This is a genomic window from Bergeyella cardium (assembly GCF_003614945.1).
GTDB classification, from domain to species: Bacteria; Bacteroidota; Bacteroidia; order Flavobacteriales; family Weeksellaceae; genus Bergeyella_A; species Bergeyella_A cardium.
Map to the genome: position 1 here is coordinate 1,169,361 of NZ_QYCZ01000001.1, position 16,599 is coordinate 1,185,959.

Here is a 16,599-nt window from a genome sequence, read left to right on the forward strand (position 1 = left end):
TACAGACAATTTGTCAGCTCCCAAGCATTGGCAAAAAATTTGACTAATGGGAGCAAAAAATATTCATTATGTCTGAAAATAACGATATTCAAAACGAAGAACTCAACAAAAACGAGGAAATACAACCAGAAGAAGCCGTAGAAAAAACGGAAAATCTGGCAGAAGAAAAATCCATAGAGGAAATTTTGGCAGAGGAAAAGGACAAATACATCCGCCTCTATGCCGAGTTTGAAAACTTCAAACGAAGAACCATAAAAGAAAAGCAAGATTTCTTCCTCTATGCCAACCAAGATATTATGACCTCCCTTTTAGGGGTGTTAGACGACTTCCAAAGAGCACTAAAAGACATCTCCCAAAACGGAAACGAGGCCGACCTGAAAGGCGTAGAGCTCATCTATCAGAAGTTTAAAAGCAAATTAGTAGAAAAAGGTCTTAAACCTATCGAAGTAAAGGCTGGAGATGATTTCAATGTAGATTTCCACGAGGCTATTACCCAAATCCCTGCTCCTTCCGACGAGCTAAAAGGCAAAATCATTGATGTAATAGAGGAAGGCTATATACTCCACGACAAGGTCATTCGCTTTGCAAAAGTAGTTACAGGGCAGGCCTAAGAGCGTATAACAAACAATAGAATTAAACGATGTCTAAAAGAGATTATTATGAAGTACTGGGCGTATCAAAATCCGCCTCAGCAGATGAAATAAAGAAAGCATACAGAAAATTAGCGATAAAATATCACCCAGATAAAAACCCAGGTGATAAAGAAGCCGAAGAAAAATTTAAAGAAGCCGCAGAGGCCTATGAAGTTCTCAGCGACCCAGATAAAAAAGCCAGATATGATCAGTTCGGGCACGCAGGTATGGGCGGCAATGGTGGCTTTGGAGGCGGTGGCTTCGGTGGTGGAATGAGTATGGAAGACATCTTCGAGCAGTTCGGGGATATCTTCGGTGGAGGCGCTTTCGGTGGTTTTGGAGGCTTCGGTGGTGGAGGCAGCAGAACCCAACAAGTGAGAGGTTCAAACCTTAGGGTGAGAATAAAAGTCAACCTCGAAGAAATGCTCAATGGCACCACAAAGACCATCAAAGTAAAAAAAATGAAAGCCGCTGCTGGTGCTACATCTAAGACCTGCCCTACTTGCCACGGTACAGGAGCTCAAATAAAGGTGATGAACACAATGTTCGGGCAAATGCAAACCCAAACCACCTGTAGCACTTGCCAAGGACTAGGAAAGGTGGCCGACCACATCCCTGCAGGAGCCAATGCACAAGGGCTTATAAAGGACGAGGAAGAAGTATCCATCAATATTCCCGCAGGAGCGAGAGAGGGCATACAGTTTAGCGTAAGAGGCAAGGGTAATGATGCCCCTTTTGGTGGTGCAGCAGGAGACCTCATCGTCGTTATAGAAGAGGAGCAGGACGCTACTATCAAACGAGAAGGAGATAATCTCCACCAAGAGCTCTACATTTCCTTCGCGGAAGCAGCCCTCGGAACCAAAAAAGAAGTGCCTACCGTAGGAGGTAAGGTAAAAATCACGATAGATGCAGGTACTCAGTCGGGCAAAATCCTCAGGCTCTCAGGTAAGGGGCTCCCAAGTATAGACCACTACGGCAAAGGAGATATGTTTATCCATATCAATGTTTGGACGCCACAAAAACTCACCCCCGAGCAGAAATCCTTCTTTGAAAAACAGCTCGAATCAGGAGAAATGAAAGCTGAACCTTCAGGAAAGGAGAAATCTTTCTTTGATAAGGTTCGGGACTTGTTTTCTTAGTCTGTTATCGCATCTACAGCATACTTGGGTATGCTTTTACTGTATAAAGAAACACATAAAATCCCCCTTTTAAAAAGAGGAATTTTTTTTAATAGCCCACTATTTATTATGACTTAAAAAGTTTATATTCACAGCTAATAAGTTGGAATTATAGAAAGAGATAAAGTATTTTTACGCGATTTATTGAGATAACCGATGGAGAAGAAATCTTATACCTTTGAGGAAATCAAACAAAAAATGGCAAATTACTGTACTTACCAGGACAGATGTCATTACGAAGTAGAACAGAAAATGCGCGAATTTATCCTTATTCCTGAAGCAAAAGATGAGATTCTGCTGTACCTCATTAAGGAAAATTACTTAAATGAAGAACGATTTGTAAGAAGCTATATACGAGGAAAATTCTACATCAAAGACTGGGGGAAAAATAAGATTCGTATTCATCTAAAACAAAAACAAATCAATGATAAACTCATTAGCTCGTGCTTTGATGAGATAGATGATGACGATTATAGAAATACAATACAGAAACTCTATACCGCCTATTTCTCTAAACAGAAAGGGATGAAAGACTATCAGAAGAGGATGAAGTGCATTCGCCATCTACTCTCCAAAGGCTTTGAATATAATGAAATTCAAAACAGTATAACCGAGCAATAGCCTCGGCCTATTTCAAAGTAAAAACGGTAATCTCAGGATTTACGCCTACCCTGCCTGGGAAGCCTAAGACCCCAAAACCACGATTGACATAAAGATACTTTCCAAGACTCTCGTAGAGGTCTATCCACTTAGGGTATTTATACTGCACGGGAGACCATTTTATGTTTTTCAGGTCTAAGCCAAACTGCATCCCGTGGGTATGACCAGAAAGGGTAAGCGCAATATCCGAAGGGTGGGTTTTCACAACTTCATCAAAGTGGGTAGGGTCGTGGCTCATCAGTATTTTAGCAGCATTCTGAGGTATTCCCTCTGTGGCTTTATCCAAATCTCCATATTGAGGGAAAGGGGGAAGTCCCCAGTTTTCAACACCGATAATATAGAGCCTCTCCCCTGCTTTTTCTATGACTGTATGCTCATTTCTCAGCATTTGGAACCCTGCTTTTTCTTCCAATTCTATAAGTTTGGCAACATTGGCTTTCTGCTCCTTATTGGTTGTATAGTAATAGTAGCCGTAATCGTGATTGCCAAGTACAGCGAGCTTTGCATCTTTTGCCTTTATCTCTGAGAAAAGGGGAACAAAAGGCTCAAACTCCTCCGCTACCATATTGACCATATCCCCAGTAAAGAGCACGAGGTCTGCCTGCTGCTCATTGATAAGATTAATTGCATTTCTAAGCTTTTCGGGATGAGAAAAACTCCCACTATGCACATCGGAAATCTGAACTATTGTATAGCCCTTAAATGCTTTTGGCAGGTTTTTGATTTTAAGTTTTACGAGCCTTGCCCTATGCCTGTATTTCCCAAAAATAATCCCATCTACTACGATTCCAGAGAATAGCCCAGCCAATCCCAACCCGAGCAAACTAAGGAAATTTCTACGATGAGGATAATGCTTCTCTTCATTCCTGTTCAAATGCTGAATACCATAGTCTAAGAGCCTGAAAACATCATCTATAAGGAGGAAAAAGGCAATAAACACCTTCGGAAGAAGGAAAATGAGTGCAATCGAAATAATATACGACATCTTATGGGCATCATACTTATTAATACCAATAGAAAAGATGAAATACAGCTCTACAATATAGATAAGCGCAGTAACTGAAATATAAATTATCCTGAATTGAGGGCTTTTTAGAAGGACTCCTACTGCTTTATAAACATAAAATTCTAATAAAAAGAACAGCCCAAGGACGATAAGAATATTCTTAACCATAAAAGAATGTAGTGATTTTAAAAATTAATTGATTTGAATGAGAAATTAAGCACTGCCCGCCCTCTCCTGCTTGGCAAAAACAAAGAGGCTAAGCCTTGCAAAGAACCACCCGATAAGGCTCCCCACTACGGCACCCGTAAGGACATCCAAAGGGAAATGTACCCCGAGATAAATCCTGCTATAAGACACAAAAGCTGCCCAAAAGAACAAAATATACGGGAGAGATTTTAGTTTATTTTTGAATAAAATACTGAGAAATGTCGCTATAAAAAAAGTATTAGAAGCGTGAGCCGAATAAAACCCAAACTGCCCACCGCATTTCACCTTTCTTATAATATCGGAGATAGATGGGTCGTGGCAAGGGCGAAGGCGCTCTACTCCATATTTAAAGACATTTGCCAACTGGTCCGATACCGTAACACCCAAAGCGATAAAGACCAAAGCGAAAAGGAAACTATTAAGTCTGTAACTCTTAAAAAGGAAGTAGCAGAGAATAAAATAAAACGGAAGCCAAACCCAAACCTCCGAAACGGTAAGCCAAAAAGCATCAAAGGACTCTGTACCGAGCCCATTTAGATATACTAATAATTCTTTATCTTCTGCTATAATCTCTTGCATTATGATCTGCTTACTGGTCCTTCGTAGGTTTCATCTTCCAGCGGATTTACTTTTGGAGTGTCTGGCTCAGGAGTTTCTGCTACAACGTTTTCTATATCTTTCATCGGATTGAAATCCTTAGCAGCATCTTTTACCTTTTCTATCTCCTTTTTAATTTCTGCAACGGGATTATCTGCTTCTTTCATTATTTCAGTTTTAATATCCTCTACAGCACCGCGCATCTTGCGCACCCCCTGCCCTAAATCCCGAGCGATAGAAGGTAACTTGTCTGGACCAAACAGAACGATAATAACCAGTGCTATCATTAGCATTTCACCTATACTCAATTCCATTGCGCAAATTTATAATTTTTTATTAGAAGTTAGTCAAATCTTATCTCCACTAGGAAAGCCGAGCAGCACACCTTCTATTTCCAGAAGTTTCTGTTTCCTCAGTAAGCCACCACCATAGCCCGTAAGAGTTCCGTTAGAACCAATAACCCTGTGACAAGGAATAAGGATGGAGATTTTATTCTGTCCATTGGCATTGGCTACGGCTCGTACAGCTTTTGGTCGCCCCAAGAGATTTGCCTGCTTCTGATAGCTGGTTGTAGTGCCATAAGGGATTTTAAGCAAAGACTCCCATACCTGCTTTTGAAAGTCTGTGCCCACCGTATTTAGTGGAACGCTGAAGCTCTTCCTCTTCCCTTGAAAATACTCATTTAATTCTCTTTCTAAAAGTTTTAAATGCTCATTCTCCCCTTTTACAATCTCCCCTTGAAGTGTCTTTGAAATCTCTTTAAGCTCCTTATCCAAACCTTTACTGTCTGGGAATTCCAAAAGGCAAACACCCTTGTTATCGGCACAAGCGAAGAGCTCACCAAGAGGCGTTTTAATCTCTTTTAAATAAATCGTATTCATATTATATACTAAATATCTTGCTTTCGTTATTTATTTTTTTCACTACACTTTCTGTGCGTTCCCTGTGGGTATCGGTAATAAAAATTTGCCCAAAAGATTCGCTATTCACAAGCTCTATAAGTTGAGAAACGCGGCTATCATCAAGTTTATCAAATATATCATCAAGGAGGAGGATGGGCGACTTACCCGTAAGCTCCTTTATCCGATTAATCTGTGCCAGTTTCAAGGCGATAAGAAATGATTTCTGCTGCCCCTGAGAGCCTGTCTTCTTTATCAAATTGCTGTTCATTTCAAAGATAAGGTCATCTTTATGCACTCCTTTGGAAGTGTAGGTAAGTACTCTATCCTTTTCCAGATTTTTCCTGAGCAGGTCTTCAAAATTTCCTTCCGAAAGATGGGACTCATACGATACATTAATCTCTTCCTTAGCTCCCGAAATTACTTCATAGAAATACTGAATAACGGGCTTAAGACTCTGTACAAACGACTTTCTCTTCTCAAAAATCTCACTGCCATACTGAGTGATAGGCTCATTATAAATATCCAAAGAATCAGCATCAAAGGTTCGGTTTTTTGCAAAGAACTTCAGCAGGGCATTCCTCTGTTGAACCGCTTTCTGGTATTGTATCAAGTCAAAGAGGTACTGAGAATCGGTTTGAGAAATCATCGCATCGAGGAACTTCCTCCTACTCTCCCCAGAGTCTGAAATGAGATTGGAATCATACGGAGAGATGATAACACTCGGCAGATAACCAATATGGTCAGCAATACGGTTATAGGTTTTATCATTCTTTTTAATCACTTTCTTAGCTTCTTTGTGGAGCATTATTTTTATAGTCTCATCTCGGTCTTCATTCTGTACTTCTGCGGTAATGGAAAAGAAATCTTCCCCGTCCTTAATATTATTTAAGTCCGAATTCCCAAGAAAGCTCTTACCTACGGAGAGGTAGTGTAGGGCATCGAGAATATTGGTTTTTCCCACACCATTATTCCCCACAAAACAGTTGATTTGTGGCGATAGCTGAAAGGTTCTTTCGGGGTGATTTTTAAAATTCGCTAAGAAAAGTCTTCGTAAAATCATCGCAACAAATGTAAAAAAAAGAAGTTGCCCATAAAAACAACTCCTTTATAATATAGTCTAAGGTTTATACTCAGATTTTTATTTTGCCTCGGCAGGTTGCTCTGTTTCCTCCGGCTTTGCAAAACTTTCAGCCGTAATATACCCTGCTTTTTGAAGGATGTTATACCACTGAGCAAGTTTCTTAATATCGGATACATAGACTCTCTCTGTATCATAATCAGGAAGAGCGGAGAGCATAAAGTCTTTCAGCTCTGCATCCGTAGCCTTATGAGAAATCGTTTCTTTGTAATCATTTCCCTTTGCAATATTTTCAAATACTTGAAAAAGTGGAACTTCCTTATCAAAAGTATACATAGAAATATTATCTAACAAACTTACCTGAGAAGAATTACCAATACTTACTTTCTTTTTTGTGATAACATCTTCAATGATAAATCCGTTTCTAAGTTGAGAAACTAATTTGTAAAGTCCCGGTTTTCCAGAGATGGAAATTATTTTTTCTAACAACATCTTAAATTTATTTTATTTAATACTTAACTAATTCAATTATTTAGGAAATCTCATTTTATAGCCTACACTAATATCTCCCTGAGATATTTTATTGAGCTTCCCTTTCACTAATTTCTTTTTTAATGCACTGAGATGGTCGGTAAAGAGTATGCCCTCAATATGGTCATACTCGTGCTGAATGATTCTCGCCCTGATATCAGAATAGCTCTCCGTATGCTTCACGAAGTTCTCATCATAATATTCTATCAATATGGTTTCCTTTCGCTTTACATCTTCCCGCACATCGGGTATAGAGAGACAACCTTCATTAAACTTCCACTCCTCACCGCTTTCTTCAAGGATTTTAGCATTGATGAAGACTTTCTTAAAGGTTTTAAGCTCATCAGCAATCTCTGCATAATCCTCATCCTCTGCAAGAGGCGAAGCATCTACTATAAACAGGCGGATGTCCAGACCTATCTGCGGTGCTGCCAAACCAATACCATTAGCTTCATTCATTGTTTCAAACATATTCGCAATAAGTGTCTGAAGCTCTGGATAGTCTTTATCTATATCTCTCCCCGTCTTTCTCAATACAGGGTCGCCAAAGGCTCTGATGGGTAATATCATTTCTTTTCTAAATAATTTTGTAAAATAATCGTGGCACTTACCTTATCAATCAATTCTTTCTGCTCCCGTTGCTTCTTATTTTTACCGCTTTGGCTGATGAAATAAGAAGCCATTTTGGAAGTAAACCGCTCATCAAATCGCTCTACTTTTATCCGTGGAAACTCCCTCTCAAAAACCTCAATAAATCTGAGGATATCGATTTCTACTTCAGACATATTCCCCTTTAAATCCACTGGAAGACCTATAACTACAGTCTCAACAGCATTAGAGCTAAAATAACCTCTGAGGTAATCTACCAGCTTGGCTGTGGGCACGGTATCCAAGGTACTTGCGATAATCTGCATATCATCGGTTACCGCCAGTCCGCAACGGGCTCTTCCATAATCTATCGCTAAGATTTGCGCCATAAGGCTGCAAATTTAAAAAATTTTCTCAACTCCTTAACATAAGACAAAAGGGGCATTGTCCCTTTTTTTAGGGATAATGTGCTTTTTAGAGTTAAAATTCATTTTTTTATTTAATTAATATTTAGCTAATTAAAATTTTCTACTGTGGAAAATATTTTTCATCACTATGAAATTATAATTTTATAACTACGAAATTTCTATTTCATCATTACAAAATGGAATTTTCATCACTATGAAATATTTTTTCATCACTACGAAATAAAAATCGCCTGCTTTTGTATTTTTAATTCTGTAGGGCATCATTATTTTTTTCAATCAATATAATATATTAAGGTGTATTTGTTATATAAATAAAAGTTTTATATTTGCCGCCTAATAATTAACAGCGTTCTTTTAATGAATTTATTTACGGAATCCAACCTCAGCCCTGAAATCATCAAGGCGGTTGGCGAACTCGGCTACGAACAGCCGACAGAAATCCAGAAACTGACTATTCCTTTTATTCTCTCTGATATTCGCGATTTAATCGCTCTTGCGGCTACGGGAACAGGCAAAACAGCAGCATTTTCGCTTCCGATTCTGGATATGATAGACGACACAAGTCGTAAAATCCAGCTTTTGGTGCTCTGCCCTACTCGTGAGCTTTGCCTCCAGATTACCAAAGACATTAAAAACTATACGAAATACCTCCCAAATCTAAAAACTGTTGCAGTTTATGGGGGGAGCAGTATTGTAGATCAGATGCGCTCCTTAAAGGAGAAACCTCAGATTATCGTAGGTACTCCTGGGCGAGTTATAGACCTTATTAAGAGAAAATCTCTTGATTTCTCTGCGATACATTGGCTCGTTCTCGACGAAGCCGATGAGATGCTCTCTATGGGCTTTAAGGATGACCTTGAAACCATACTCAGCGAAACACCAGACGAGAAACAAACCCTGCTCTTCTCTGCTACGATGAATAAGGAAGTAGAAAAAATCTCTAAAAACTACCTTACAAATCCGCACAAGATTTCCGTAGGTTCTATTAATGCAGTGAAGAAGAATATCTCCCACGAGTATTATGTAGTAACCTACCGACAGAAGAAAGAAGCCCTCAAAAGGCTGATAGATGCTAACCCCAACCAGTACTCTATTATCTTCTGCCGAACGAGAGCAGAAACTCAGGATGTGGCTGACTTCCTTATGCAAAACGGCTATGCTGCCGATGCATTGCACGGAGACCTCTCCCAAGCACAAAGGGATATTGTGATGAAGAAATTCAGGCTTAAAAACCTTGAAATCCTTGTAGCTACTGATGTTGCTGCCAGAGGGCTGGATGTAGATTCCCTCACTCATGTAATCCACTACTCTCTACCCGATGACCCAGAAGTATTCGTACACCGAAGTGGTAGAACGGGGCGTGCAGGTAAAGACGGTATCTCTATGGCACTCATAAAACCAGACGAGACTCGAAAACTGAAACAAATAAAATCTCAAACCAAGATAGAAATCGTAGAGAAGCAAATCCCGAAAGGAGATATCATCATCAAAGCACAAGTGGCAGGCGTATTTGATAAACTCCTCACCAAACACGAGGATTATTTTGACTTTGATAACAGCCTCATTCCCGACCTCTCTCAGTTCACAAAAGAGGAATTGGTTCATCAGCTCCTTCAATTCCAACTGAAAGATATGGCACTCTACTATCAGAATAGAAACGACCTTTCTTCTCAGCAACTCTCTGATGAAGCCGAACCATCTGGCAGAAGAGACAGAAAACGCGGACGAGACCAAAAGAAAAGAAACAGCGCAGATATGGTACGCTTCTTCTTCAATCTCGGGAAAAGAGACAGACTGAGAAAAGTAGATATGCTGGACATCATCAATAAAGCAACGGCTAAGTCTAAAAAACGGGCAGACATTGGCGATATTGAAATCCTTGATAAATTTACCTTCTTTGAAGTAGAAAAAGATTTCAAAAACGAAGTTCTAAGCAATATCTCCTTTATGAAATTCAAAGGAAAAGAAATGCGTGCCGAAGTGGCAAATTAAAATTCTCTTGTAGAAATCAGAAATAATTAAGACAAAACCCAAAGCAGCCCCATTAGAGGTTGCTTTTTCTTTAATAAAAGTAGCTATTGAATACCTCTTTGTCTTGTTTTATCGGCAAATTATCTCTCTAAAAAATATATATAAACAATTAAAATAACGGCTCAGCTAACAAATCAAAAATTATGTTTCATCAATTCATTGGGAATTATTAACTTTGCTGGCATTAAAATAAAAAAACAATAATGAGCACTTTTGATAACACAGAGATTGCTTTTGCTGATAAAACCACAAAACAGCTGGAAAAAGCAAAATGGATGTTCACAATGATTCAGCACCCTACACTTACGAATATAGGGATTGATTTACTCAACTTCACCATCCGAAACAACTTCCCTCTCGTAGAAGGAATCGTAAGAGATACACTCTTTGAGCAGTTCTGCGGTGGAGAAACCCGTGAGGTAAGTATGAAAGTGGTAAATAAAATGCACACCCACCATATCGGAAGCATTTTTGACTATGCCATTGAGGGGAAGGAAGAAGAAGCTGCTTTTGACCAAACTCTAAAAGAAACAAAGGAGAACATTACTTTTGCAAAAGGTAATCCAGCTATCCCTTTCGTAGTATTTAAGCCAACAGGCTTCGGTAGATTAAACCTCTACGCAGATGTACAAAGCGGAAAAACCCTTAGCGATGCCGAGCAAGAAGAATGGCAAAAAGTAAGAAACAGATACGAAGAAATCTGCAAATTCGCCTACGAAAATGATGTAATCCTAATGGTAGATGCTGAGGAATCTTGGGCTCAAACAGCGGTAGATGATATTGTAAATGAAATGATGGCAAAATACAATAAAGAAAAAGCAATTGTATGGAATACCATCCAAATGTACAGAACAGGGAGAATAGAATACCTTGAAGAAGACCTCAAACGCGCCAATGAAGGCAACTACTTCCTCGGTTACAAATTCGTTCGTGGGGCATATATGGAGAAAGAGAGAGAAAGAGCTGCAAAAATGGGCTACCCATCTCCTATCCAGCCCAACAAAGAGGCATCTGATAAAAACTATGATGATGCTATCCACTTCGTAATGGAACACCTTGATAAAATCTCTGCCTTCTTCGGCTCTCATAACGAAGTTTCTATGAAGCTCCTTATGGACAAAATGAAAGAAAAAGGACTTGAAAACAACGACCCAAGAATCCACTTCGGACAGTTATACGGTATGAGTGATAACATCACCTATATGCTCGGACACCTGAAATACAACGCCAGCAAATACCTCCCTTACGGTCCAGTAAAAGATGTAGTTCCTTACCTTACACGAAGAGCACAGGAAAATACTTCCGTAGCAGGGCAAACGGGACGCGAACTCTCCCTCCTGAGAAAGGAAATCCAAAGAAGAAAGAATTAAATTATCTCAACCATTCTTAAATGGGAAATCGTAAAGCCAATTGGCTTTACGATTTTTTTTGCCACAGCGCCCCTTAGCACGGCAGCCACACCGTAGCCGGTGAGGCACCCACTAGCGTGGGGAGCACCCCTTAGCAGGGGAGGCACTTAGTACAAACTAACCGCACACCGCCAACTGCTAGAAGCTAGAAGCCAAAAGCTAGTTGCCAGTTGCCATCAGCCAAAAAAGAGTACGGCACCCCACTCGGGGTGCCGTACAAATAACAAAATACTAACAACTATAAAAACGCATTATGCACACAAGTGATAAAGTGCAAGGTTTCTATTTCTTTTTTATCATTTGAAGAACTTTATCCATCATTGATTTTTTTTGTCTATTCTTGAGCTTACTCGTTATTTAGGTTTAATAGGCTGGCTTAGCTAATGGCTATCGCTCGAGAGAGCGAGGCACCTTCGCTCGAGAGAGCGAGACACCCTCGCCCGAGAGGGCGAGGTCATCTCGCTTTTCTAATTGCCCAAGAAGGATAGCAATATATAACTTTAACAACTCTATCATAGCGAGTTAGGCAATTATCACAGGAACATTAAACACTTCTGTTCTTGGTGACTTTAGAAATACTTTGGATGTATTGCTAAACTGCGTTGTGATGCTCAGCTCGTAGTTGCCTGCGGGGAGCGAGGCGGGGATAAGCACCAAAAGACGAGATGGCTCATTCAGAACAGCCACAGCCTGGCAGGCACTTACTACATACCATAGCCAGTGAGGCAATTGAATAAGTGCTCCCCACGCCAGTGGGCGCCGAGGAATTCTACTTTGGTTTGGGAGATGGCTTTTCTTAGCTCTGCACCTTGATTTACATTTACATAGACGCTGTGCTTGTCCTTATCCCAAGTCCTATCGCGGAAGGCTCCCTTGATGGCCGGGCGCATTATCACGAGACCTGTATTCACTACATAGCCTTGGAGCACGAGCTCTGTGCTCTTGCGATTAAAGCGGGAAACAATGTCTATTACGGTCTCCTCTTTTATCTCCATACCTTCTTTTTTGAGCTCTGCTACAATCTCTGCTATGCTTACGCTCCCTACGCTCGCAGGAACGCCTACAAAATCTGATGGGTCGCTGGTAAGAGGGTTATCTCTTAGCCACGCTTTTAAAGTATTTTTCATTGTAATATGGTTTTTTGTTTATTGATTGTTTAGTGTTTAGTTATTGAGCTGTTTCCAGCCAGAAGGGGTACAGCCGTGGAAATTCGTTCCGTCAAACTTTATAGTACCTCTAGTATTAGCGTTGCAGTCACCTAAGGCATTGGCTTTCATTTTTAGATCTTTCTCTAAATAAAGAAGATTACCAATAGCTACTTTACTATAAGAAGGTCCTGTTCTGGCATATATAGGAGCTCCTCCTATAGCTATTATATGGGGTTCTGTTACAACAGCACCTATAGCTATGGAGCCAGTTGCTGTAGAGGCGGTATAAGCATTAAATACAGCATAAGAATTCGACCCCTCAGCTGTACCATCTATAGCAATAGAGTTATGCCCTATTGCTGTACCTCCAAATAAAGCTTTGGAGAAGGGCCCAACTGCATAAGTATTTCTACCTATAGCTTCTGAATATTCACCTTTTGCCTCAGTATTATCCCCTATGGCAAAAGAATAAATCCCAGTAGCCTTTGCATCAGTACCAAAAGCAAAAGACTTTTCTCCCGTAGCACCATTTTCATTACTAGGAGAAGTACTATGGCTAAAATCTATTGCTCCTTCTCCTATGTCTCCATAGTTATTAGGATCTCTGCCTATTAATCTCCAGCCTGTATTGCCATTTTCGGTTATCTTTTCTAAGCCTGTAGGAGGATTCATATTAAGTTTTTTCCATTTGCCATTTACTGCATCGTAGTAATAAAAACCTGGAGAAATAATTCCACTTACCCTTGGGTCTGTGCCTGTGTAGAATAAATTCTCTACATAGACCATAGTTGCTTCTTCTGGAGTGGTTATATTCGCTACTCTAGCTTTGGAGAGTTTAGGGATTAATAGCCCCTCATTCGTCGTAGCCGTTGCTAAGGCATTGTCTGGGTTTGGTCGGAGATCCAGAGTAGCCTTCGGCGTATCTGTGTTTATCCCTACTCTATCATCATACTGCGCACTTGCGAGAGCACTTATACTTATCAGCCCAAGTGCTTTCAATCTAAATAATAAATTCTGATGTGTCATAATTTATGTTCTACTTTATTTAATTATATCTTCTAAAAATTAGCGGTGCGTTTGGGGCATTTTGCCCTTTCGGGCAAAATGCCCCAAACGCAAAAAAGCACTGAGAGGTGCGCGGGCTTTGCCCGCGCACCTCTCAGTGCTTAATAAAGATAAAGTATTTTATCTATACCTATTTAAAGAAAGATAAAAATTTACCGCATATACGCAAGTCTATGCAGCTAATTCTTATCATATTTTGTGTTTCTCTTTCCATCTTTTTCATCTAATTGCTTCGCAAAGATGAGAGTATTTATTTATTATGCAAGAGATAGATTATAAATTTTAGCCTCCAGCCAAAATCTATTGGTGAGCAATGGAAAAAGAATTCATCAGCTAGTAATAGTACTCATTACTCCAGTAAGAAATTATTTGTACATTTGGGGGCTATTTGAAAATAACCTTTATGGAAAAGAATGCAAACGATAAAATTGAGCATATAGATCTCATCTTAAAGCAGACTTGGCTTGCGGTTTCTAAAATGTATTCAGATTTGGCACAGGAGCATCATTCTACCCCTGTGCAGGCACTCACGCTCTTGAAAATAGACCCCAAATCTGGTACAAGGAGTACAAACTTGGGCCCAAAGATGGCGATAGGCCCTACATCACTTACAAGAATTATAAAATATCTGGAAGACAACGGCTATATATATAAGGAAAAGACCTCGTTTGATAAGCGGGAAGTTATTATTAAACTCACTGAAAAAGGGCTTATATACAGAGATATGGCAAAGGAAATGGTAATTTCATTTAACAAAATCCTGTTAGAGAGAGTAAGCCCACACAAATTAGAAATCTTTAAAGAAGTAATGGATGAAATCTTTCACACCGCAGTAGAGCTCAACGCAAAACACGCCCAAATGAAATGAAAACCCTCAAGCGATTATTGATTGCTTCAGCCATTATTATGGGGCTATTAGCAGCTCTTATTATTTTCTGTAATTGGAAAATAGAAGCAGATTCTCGGGATTTTATCTCTGATGATGTCAATACGCTTCCAAAGGAGAAAGTTGCATTGGTTCTCGGGACTTCTAAAATCTTACAGAATGGATATCAAAATGCCTACTTCTACCACAGGATAGATGCAGCAGAACAGCTTTACAAAAGCGGTAAGGCAAGCTACATCATCGTAAGTGGAGATAATTCTGTAAAAGGCTACAATGAACCCGAAGATATGAAACTGGAACTCATAGCACGAGGTATCCCAGAGGAGAAAATCTATGAAGATTTCGCAGGCTTCCGCACTTTGGATTCGATTATTCGGGCAAAAGAGATATTCGGGCAAGAAGGCTTCATCATTATTTCTCAGAAATTTCATAATGAAAGAGCCGTATTTCTCGCTCGCCACTATGGAATAAACGCCTACGGATATAATGCCACCGATGTAGCTCGCTATTCAGGGCTCAAAATACAAATCCGAGAACGATTTGCCAGAGTAAAAGTCTTCATTGACCTTATCTTCGGTGTAAAACCTAAATTCGGAGGAGAGAAAATTAATATAGAACAAGAAATAAATTAAATATAATTATACGAAAGTTAAAACTATGAAAAAACTAATTTTAGCATTAGGGCTAATCTTTGCGGGGCATCAATTTAACGCTCAGGAAAAGCCAGCGGTAGATTCTACCTTCTTAAAAAACTGGATGCACTCGGATTTTGAGGCTACAGGAGTCTATGGTGTGAATACATTAAAGGCGAAGGAATTCCTGAAACAGAATAATAGAAAGCCCGTAGATATCGTGGTTGGTGTGCTAGACAGCGGTGTGGAGTATTTCCACGAGGATTTAAAGAATAATATCTGGACGAATCCGAAAGAAAAGGAGGGCAACCAAAAAGATGATGATAAAAATGGTTTCGTAGATGATATCCACGGCTGGAACTTCGTAACTGATAAAAACGGAAACAGCTATGATGACGACTCCTACGAACTCACCCGCCAGTATGCAAAACTCGAGAAACTATTCAGAGAGCAGGGGCTTCACATTAAAAATCAGAAGCTCTATAATGAATATTTAAGGCTGAAAAAAGATTATTATACCTCTATATACAGGTTTGAGCAGGTGAAGCATTTGGCACAGTCAAGGCTTGATTTCTACCAGCCGAGGTTGAAAGCATTAGCAGAGGCTCTCGGTGAGCAACCGCTCTCCAAATCTGTGGTGGATAATTTCTCCTCAGAAAATAACCTCGCTCTTGAGGGGCTGTTTATCTTCAAAGAAGTGCCACAAAAGGACTGGGAAGGCAAGACTATCTCCAATGTTATCTCCTCTTATCTCAAAAGATATCAAAGCCAGCTGGACTATGCAGAGAAGCAACTCACAAAGAGCTATGGCTTAGATTTTAATCCCAAAGCAGGCGTCATGGGCAATCACTATGGAAATAACGATGTAAAAGGGCTCTCTGATGATCACGGAACCCATGTAGCAGGGATTATCGCTGCTGAGTGGGATAATGGCAAGGGTATGCACGGAACTGGCGGTGGCAACTATGTAAAGATTATGGGCGTTCGTGTAGTTCCCGATGGTGATGAGCGAGATGAAGATATCGCTAATGGAATTAGATATGCTGTAGATAACGGAGCAAAAATCCTCAATATGTCTTTCGGAAAAAGCTATGACGATAACCATAAACTCATAGTAGATGCCTTTAAATATGCCGAGAAAAAGAATGTACTCATCGTAAAAGCAGCAGGGAACAGTAACGAAGATATAGATGTACGAATACACTATCCAATGACGCTGATTAATGATAAGCAGTTCAGCCCTACAACCATTACAGTAGGTGCCAGCACTCGCCACGCAGATAAATTAAAGGCAAGATTCTCCAACTATGGTAAAAAATCGGTAGATGTCTTTGCTCCTGGTATGGAAATCTACTCCTCCGTACCTGGCGTGAGCAAGTATGCTTTCTTCAATGGTACTTCTATGGCATCTCCTGCTGTGGCTGGTGTAGCAGCTTTGGTGTGGTCTCACTATCCTAAGCTATCGGCAGCAGAGATTAAGACCATTCTCGTTTCTTCTGTTAATAAAAACGACCAGCTAAAAGACCTCTCCGTCTATGGCGGTGTAGTAGATGCGTACAAAGCGGTACAAAAAGCTGAAGAACTCTACAAGAAAAAGAAACTTAAATAAGTTTTTTTGATA

Annotated in this window: 18 protein-coding genes and 1 pseudogene; 8 read left to right on the plus strand and 11 right to left on the minus strand. The window is 39.9% G+C overall.

Annotation, left to right across the window (positions count from 1 at the left end):
* The first annotated feature begins 68 nt into the window (after positions 1-68).
* From D8991_RS05320 to D8991_RS05330, 3 genes are all read left to right on the plus strand, one after another.
* Entirely contained in the window at positions 69-611 is a 543-nt protein-coding gene (locus D8991_RS05320) for a nucleotide exchange factor GrpE (protein WP_120489127.1), read from the plus strand.
* A gap of 29 nt (positions 612-640) precedes the next feature.
* Positions 641-1,771, plus strand: a complete 1,131-nt coding sequence (gene dnaJ / locus D8991_RS05325) for a molecular chaperone DnaJ (RefSeq protein WP_120489128.1) — start codon at positions 641-643, stop codon at positions 1,769-1,771.
* A 195-nt stretch (positions 1,772-1,966) separates the two neighbouring features.
* Entirely contained in the window at positions 1,967-2,431 is a 465-nt protein-coding gene (locus D8991_RS05330; RefSeq protein ID WP_185123859.1) for a regulatory protein RecX, read from the plus strand.
* A 7-nt stretch (positions 2,432-2,438) separates the two neighbouring features.
* On the opposite strand, the gene D8991_RS05335 is transcribed toward D8991_RS05330, so the two are convergent.
* From D8991_RS05335 to ruvX, 8 genes are all read right to left on the minus strand, one after another.
* Positions 2,439-3,644, minus strand: a complete 1,206-nt coding sequence (locus D8991_RS05335; protein WP_120489129.1) for a metallophosphoesterase — start codon at positions 3,642-3,644, stop codon at positions 2,439-2,441.
* A 45-nt stretch (positions 3,645-3,689) separates the two neighbouring features.
* Entirely contained in the window at positions 3,690-4,262 is a 573-nt protein-coding gene (locus D8991_RS05340) for a phosphatase PAP2 family protein (protein WP_120489130.1), read from the minus strand.
* Positions 4,262-4,594: a Sec-independent protein translocase subunit TatA/TatB gene (locus D8991_RS05345; RefSeq protein ID WP_120489131.1), complete on the minus strand. Its 333-nt coding sequence runs from the start codon at positions 4,592-4,594 to the stop codon at positions 4,262-4,264. The genes D8991_RS05340 and D8991_RS05345 overlap by 1 nt, the downstream gene beginning before the upstream one ends.
* 33 nt (positions 4,595-4,627) lie before the next feature.
* Positions 4,628-5,161 (minus strand): methylated-DNA--[protein]-cysteine S-methyltransferase, encoded by a 534-nt coding sequence (locus D8991_RS05350; RefSeq protein WP_120489132.1) that lies wholly within the window; start codon positions 5,159-5,161, stop codon positions 4,628-4,630.
* A gap of 1 nt (position 5,162) precedes the next feature.
* A complete protein-coding gene (recF, locus tag D8991_RS05355) occupies positions 5,163-6,242 on the minus strand; it encodes a DNA replication/repair protein RecF (RefSeq protein ID WP_120489133.1) in 1,080 nt (359 codons plus the stop codon).
* 78 nt (positions 6,243-6,320) lie between these two features.
* The gene (locus D8991_RS05360; protein ID WP_120489134.1) at positions 6,321-6,752 is read right to left on the minus strand and encodes a DUF5606 family protein; all 432 of its coding nucleotides are present in this window, start codon (positions 6,750-6,752) and stop codon (positions 6,321-6,323) included.
* A gap of 36 nt (positions 6,753-6,788) precedes the next feature.
* Complete coding sequence (def, locus tag D8991_RS05365; RefSeq protein ID WP_120489135.1) at positions 6,789-7,361, minus strand: peptide deformylase; 573 nt, start codon at positions 7,359-7,361, stop codon at positions 6,789-6,791.
* Positions 7,358-7,768, minus strand: a complete 411-nt coding sequence (gene ruvX, locus D8991_RS05370; protein ID WP_120489136.1) for a Holliday junction resolvase RuvX — start codon at positions 7,766-7,768, stop codon at positions 7,358-7,360. Before ruvX ends, def begins: the two co-directional genes overlap by 4 nt.
* A gap of 396 nt (positions 7,769-8,164) precedes the next feature.
* On the opposite strand from ruvX, the gene D8991_RS05375 reads away from it, so the two are divergent.
* Complete coding sequence (locus tag D8991_RS05375) at positions 8,165-9,799, plus strand: DEAD/DEAH box helicase (RefSeq protein WP_120489137.1); 1,635 nt, start codon at positions 8,165-8,167, stop codon at positions 9,797-9,799.
* Positions 9,800-10,041: 242 nt separating this feature from the next.
* A complete protein-coding gene (locus D8991_RS05380) occupies positions 10,042-11,208 on the plus strand; it encodes a proline dehydrogenase family protein (protein ID WP_120489138.1) in 1,167 nt (388 codons plus the stop codon).
* A 426-nt stretch (positions 11,209-11,634) separates the two neighbouring features.
* On the opposite strand, the gene D8991_RS09105 is transcribed toward D8991_RS05380, so the two are convergent.
* The 3 genes and pseudogenes from D8991_RS09105 to D8991_RS05395 all read right to left on the minus strand — a co-directional run bounded on the left by D8991_RS09105 (position 11,635) and on the right by D8991_RS05395 (position 13,421).
* On the minus strand, positions 11,635-11,763 hold the full coding sequence (locus D8991_RS09105) for a hypothetical protein (protein WP_262512158.1): 129 nt from the start codon (positions 11,761-11,763) through the stop codon (positions 11,635-11,637).
* A gap of 6 nt (positions 11,764-11,769) precedes the next feature.
* Positions 11,770-12,374: pseudogene (locus D8991_RS05390) on the minus strand (DNA-binding domain-containing protein).
* Positions 12,375-12,410: 36 nt separating this feature from the next.
* Positions 12,411-13,421, minus strand: coding sequence for a hypothetical protein (locus D8991_RS05395; protein WP_120489141.1), 1,011 nt, complete (start codon positions 13,419-13,421; stop codon positions 12,411-12,413).
* A 442-nt stretch (positions 13,422-13,863) separates the two neighbouring features.
* Between D8991_RS05395 and D8991_RS05400 the strand changes: the two genes are divergently transcribed.
* The 3 genes from D8991_RS05400 to D8991_RS05410 are packed head-to-tail and all read left to right on the plus strand — an operon-like array spanning position 13,864 to position 16,587.
* Positions 13,864-14,328, plus strand: coding sequence for a MarR family winged helix-turn-helix transcriptional regulator (locus D8991_RS05400; RefSeq protein WP_120489142.1), 465 nt, complete (start codon positions 13,864-13,866; stop codon positions 14,326-14,328).
* Complete coding sequence (locus D8991_RS05405) at positions 14,325-14,978, plus strand: SanA/YdcF family protein (protein WP_120489143.1); 654 nt, start codon at positions 14,325-14,327, stop codon at positions 14,976-14,978. The genes D8991_RS05400 and D8991_RS05405 overlap by 4 nt, the downstream gene beginning before the upstream one ends.
* 25 nt (positions 14,979-15,003) lie before the next feature.
* Positions 15,004-16,587, plus strand: a complete 1,584-nt coding sequence (locus tag D8991_RS05410) for a S8 family serine peptidase (protein WP_120489144.1) — start codon at positions 15,004-15,006, stop codon at positions 16,585-16,587.
* Positions 16,588-16,599 lie beyond the last annotated feature (12 nt).